Raw genomic sequence first — 5,227 nt, forward strand, 5'->3', positions numbered from 1 at the left:
ATAATAGATTTTGCCTTTCTTCAACAAGATAAAAAATACGTGTCTGATGAACAAAAACAGAAATTTATTGAGCAAAAGGAATATCAAATACAGTTTATACAATCTAATAATAGATAAGGTGATAATAGTCTTTCGAGAGGCATATTTCTATGTTTATAGCAAGTGCAATCAAGTAATACAGGTGGATATGATACAATTCAAGACTTAGAGCCTTATAGCTTAGAAGGAGGTTACATATTCCAGAACGGTGGTGGATGGGAGAAAAAACACTTTTTCAGTTCGCCAAAAAGAATTCGTAAGTTTTAGTAATCTTAGTTTATTAATGGTGACTTTTTGTAATTTTTGCTTTCACAGCAACAGTCATAGGTCATATAAATAACGAGTTATCTATTCAATCAACATTGGACATTGTAAATAGATGTACTTAATGTAACTGGGCCTTAGTAAAATAACTGAGTAACTATTGAAGTTTTCATGTTTTCGATATTCCACAATCGGGCGCGATTCTTCAATAAAATTAAGTATTTTGGAGGCCTTGTTTGCTGTTGAATACGAAGGAATCGAAATCCGCGGGAAGCAGCTCCTGATTCTTCTGAATTCACAAGGTAAAGAATTTCCACTAGATGGAGGGTTGAATAGTGACGAAAAAACTAATATTCTTTAGTATTATTTTCATTAGTATACTTGAATATATATTGATCTTCCATGTGAATGATAAATATGGAGATATTATGTGGATTGGTAAATTTTCAGTTTACTTAATCTTTATAATAATCTTTAATATAATCCTATTCTTTAGGCCGGTATCAAGATTTAAGAGCTTGTTGTTTCAGACAATATCGTTAATAGTCTTACTATTAATACCAATATCGATATTTTTATATAAGCCCGAGTATACAGTAGGGGAAGCTTTAAATTCTTTAAAAGATAAGCAGCAAGATTCGTTAGTATACACACATTTCCAAAAATATAAGAATGAGAAGGTCTATGTGTTTTATTCTAAACGTACAGAAGAAAGTTATTTTTTTAATCCTTATAATGGTGATTTTGGGAATCTTAATAGTGAATAGGTTGAGTATAGGCTGCTCGATACATTAATAATTCTTAACCTGTTCGTCAGTTCGGGATTTTGATTCCAGCTTCCTTCAGATTCCGTTTCGCAATGGACACCCATTCCTTCAGCTAACAGTTCCTACTGCCAAGTCTGTAGTGGACTTTCACCACTAAGTTATAGCCCATGCCGGGCGCACACAAATAAAATGTATGCTTTTATCTAAATTCTTACATTTAATAAAAGAAAAAAATTCACCTTTACAAAAGGTGAATTAGTTCCTTTAACATGCTCTATTTTTATAATCATTAATTTACCGTTAATCCGCCATCAATAACTATATTTGCTCCGGTTATATAAGAAGATTCATCACTTGCTAAAAATAATACCAAATTTGCAACTTCTTCCGGTTTTGCAGTTCGACCAAGCGGTATGTTCCTCAACCATTCTGCTTTATGTTCCTCTGATGCATAATCATTCATAGGAGTATCAATTATGCCTGGATGTACAGAGTTTACCCGAATATTGAATTCGCCCAATTCAGATGCAGCTATATTTGTCATCCCTTCTACAGCACCTTTACTAGCTCCATAAGCGTTAAAACCATCTGAATTGATACGATTGGCTATTGATCCAATATTAACAATGGAACCATTACCAGCTTTTTTCATGGACTGCACTACCATTTTAATTCCGACAAATTGGCTCCACGCATTAATATTCATCGTACGTTGCCAGTCTTCGAATGTAGTTTCTTCAAACCGTTTTATATCTGCTATTCCTGCATTATTAATAAGCGCGTTTACATTACCAAAAATGCTCTCTGCTTCTTCTACTACCCGTTTCCATTCACTTTCAGCTGCTACATCATGTTTTAATCCAATTGCACTATCAGGAAAATCAGTATTAATTTCTTTTACCAAGTTTTTCACTTTATCCTCCTGAATATCTGTTGCAATAACTTTTGCTCCCTCACTCGCAAATAGCTTTGCTTCAGCGGCTCCTTGTCCTCCACCTGCTCCTGTAATGATTGCTACTTTTCCCTTTAATCTCATTTGAAATTCCTCCCATTAATTGGTTAAGATAACCACGATTTGTTGATAGGACCCTTAATATCAAATTAATTATTATTAAAGATTACCAGTTTTAACTCGGTCATTTCTTTTATTGCATACTTTATCCCTTCTCGCCCAACTCCACTTTCTTTTACACCGCCATACGGCATATGATCAACACGGAATGTAGGGATATCATTAATTAATACGCCTCCTACATGAAGCTTCTTAGAAGCATGCATAGCTGTATGGATATTTTCTGTATAGATACCCGCCTGAAGCCCAAATCGAGAGTCATTTACCAAATCTATGCCTTCCTCTACAGAATCAACTTTGTTAATTAAAACAATTGGGGCAAAAACTTCCTGACAAGAAACCTTTGAAGTTGCGTCTACTCCTAGTAAAACTGTTGGATTTAATATATTTCCTTCACTAGTTCCACCTGTTGCTACTATCGCTCCATGTTGTTTCGCGTCTTCGATCCAATTAAGTGAACGTTCTACATCCTTAGAAGATATTAATGCCGATACATCTGTTTGTGAATCTAAAGGATCTCCAACTATAAGATTTTCAGTCGCTTTGATAAAGCTCTCTACGAAGCTATTATAATTATCTTTATGGACATAAATCCTTTGAAGTGAAATGCAAACTTGTCCTTGAAAACCAAAAGCACCTGTGACACAGCGTGGGACAATTTTTTCAACATCAACGTTTCTATCTACGATAAGAGCTGCGTTTGACCCTAGCTCAAGCGTAACATGTTTTAACCCTGCTTTATTACGAATTCCAATCCCTACTTCAGGACTTCCCGTAAAAGTAATTTTTTTTACCCTATCATCTGCGATTAACTTCTCACCAACCACAGTGCCACTTCCCGTCACTACATTAAAAGCACCTGAAGGTAAACCTGCTTCTTGTAAGAGTTCAGCGAGAAAATAGGAAGATAGCGGTGTTTGGCTGGCTGGTTTTAATACGATTGTATTTCCAGCAGCTATAGCTGGTCCAACCTTATGAGCAACGAGATTCATAGGGAAATTAAATGGGGTAATAGCTCCAATGACCCCAAGTGGTTCTCTTACTGTATAGGCTAATCTTCCTTCTCCACCTGGTGCTGCGTCCATTGGTATTGTTTCTCCACTTAACCTTTTTGCTTCCTCAGCAGCGAACTTATACGTTTGGATCGTTCTAGCTACCTCAACCTTTGCAGTATTTATTGGCTTGGCTGCCTCCTCAGCAATAATTTTAGCTGCTTCATCTGAAAGTTTTTCAATCAAGTTTGCAAGGTTTTCTAGAATCTTTGCACGTTGATGGCTAGGCATTTCCGACATTGTATTTCTTGTTTGATAAGCTGCTTCAATAGCCAAATCAACCTCCTCTACAGTCGCGAAGGGAATCTCAGCAATTAATTCTCTACTATACGGAGAGAAAAGTGGAGTATATTCCTTTGAATTTAGCCATTCTCCATTGATAAATAACTGTTTTTTTATTGTCTTATTTATTACAGACATATTTTTACCTCCAAAGTTCCAAACTAACTGCATTCCATCAAGGCCTATTCTGATCACTAAAGCGGTTTCCACTTTAAGTGAAAAGTTCACATTCTCTTATAACTTTTGTTCAATCGCATTGATAGAATCATTAAGAATTTCAATCATACTACCAATCTCTTGTTTGTTAATGATTAATGGCGGTGCAAATACCAGAGTATCCATGCTATCGAATACAACAGATCTGCATATGAGGCCCCGTTTGGCAGCTTCATTTACGATTAAGGGGGCTAATGGACCTTGTGAAAATTGATTACTTTCGATTACTACAGCTCCCATTAAACCTAATCCTCTCACCTCACCAACAAGGTTCTTTTCGGCTTGTACCCATTTAAAGCCTTTGAGCATTTCCTCACCCATATTTTGAGCGTTATCAATTAAATTTTCATTCTCAATTATTTCAATATTCTTTAAAGCTACAGCACAAGCCATTGGATGGCCACTATAGGTATAACCATGCAGAAGTGTCCCAACTGAAAGGTCTTTAAAATCTTTATAAATTGGCTCAGAGAAAACAACCCCACCAAGTTGAGCATATCCACTTGTTACTCCTTTTGCAAAACACATCATATCTGGGGTTACACCATAATGCTCTATTCCGAATGCTCTTCCTGTCCGGCCAAAACCAGTAATCACTTCATCAGTAATGAACAAAATATTATTATGATTACAGATTTCCCGCACTTCATTAAAGTAATCTTTAGGGGCTATATGTACACCCCCAGCTCCCTGCACTGGCTCCGCAACAAAGGCAGCAATTGTTTCAGGACCCTCAGACTCAATCACTTCTCGTAATGATTGCGCTGATAAATTTTCGGCATAATAAAAATCTGGAGCTAGTGAATTTGTGAAATCTCTAAAAGGCTTTAAACCTGTTGCACTAGTCGCTCCCATCGCTACCCCATGATAGGATTTATTTCTTGAGATGATTTTCTTTTTCTCCGGCTGGCCTTTTAAAATCCAATAATGCCTGGCAAGTTTATAAGCTGTATCATTTGCTTCCGATCCTCCAGACGTAAAAAATGTTGCACTTAAATTACCTGGAGTAATCTCAGCTATTTTCGTCGCTAAACGTATAGCTGGTTCATTACTGAATGTGGCAAAACAAGAACTAAAAGCTAATTTATTCATTTGTTCCATTGCTGCTTGCCCTAGCTCTTTTCTTCCATGTCCGATGTTTACATTCCAAAGGGAGGACATTCCATCAATAACCCTGTTACCATTCACATCCTCTAGATATACACCTTCCCCTTTGGTAAAAATAAATGCTGGACCTTGTGTCTGTTGTTGCTGGATCGGAGAAGTGGGGTGTAAAAAATGTTTTTTGTCTAACACTGTCAATTCCTGGTTTAAAGTCGCAATTTCGCTCATTATAATTCTCTCCTTACATGATTAGAAATTAATAGAATGATATCAACTGTTACGATGATTTCTAAAGAAGCACCTTTGTCAGGTCTATATAAGTTATATATGCAATTTTTATGCCAATCTCTAAGTTAAACAAAAATGCACTTTATTATAGACTTAAGTTGTTTTTAAATTGAGAAAAAGGCGGCCAAGGAAGATTGTAAGGG

Annotated in this window: 4 protein-coding genes; 1 reads left to right on the plus strand and 3 read right to left on the minus strand. The window is 36.3% G+C overall.

Annotated features, from left to right (window positions below; all coding sequences use genetic code 11):
* Window positions 1-526 precede the first annotated feature (526 nt).
* Entirely contained in the window at window positions 527-664 is a 138-nt protein-coding gene (locus tag V7127_RS25255; protein WP_335490888.1) for a hypothetical protein, read from the plus strand.
* Between the two features lie 695 nt (window positions 665-1,359).
* Here V7127_RS25255 and V7127_RS25260 read toward each other — a convergent pair.
* The 3 genes from V7127_RS25260 to V7127_RS25270 all read right to left on the minus strand — a co-directional run bounded on the left by V7127_RS25260 (window position 1,360) and on the right by V7127_RS25270 (window position 5,024).
* Window positions 1,360-2,106 (minus strand): SDR family NAD(P)-dependent oxidoreductase, encoded by a 747-nt coding sequence (locus V7127_RS25260; RefSeq protein WP_335490890.1) that lies wholly within the window; start codon window positions 2,104-2,106, stop codon window positions 1,360-1,362.
* 65 nt (window positions 2,107-2,171) lie between these two features.
* On the minus strand, window positions 2,172-3,614 hold the full coding sequence (locus V7127_RS25265; protein WP_335490892.1) for an aldehyde dehydrogenase family protein: 1,443 nt from the start codon (window positions 3,612-3,614) through the stop codon (window positions 2,172-2,174).
* Between the two features lie 96 nt (window positions 3,615-3,710).
* Window positions 3,711-5,024, minus strand: coding sequence for an aminotransferase family protein (locus V7127_RS25270; RefSeq protein ID WP_335490894.1), 1,314 nt, complete (start codon window positions 5,022-5,024; stop codon window positions 3,711-3,713).
* Between the last annotated feature and the right edge of the window lie 203 nt (window positions 5,025-5,227).

This window comes from Bacillus sp. JJ1773, from assembly GCF_036962035.1.
In the GTDB taxonomy this organism is placed as follows: domain Bacteria; phylum Bacillota; class Bacilli; order Bacillales; family Cytobacillaceae; genus Cytobacillus.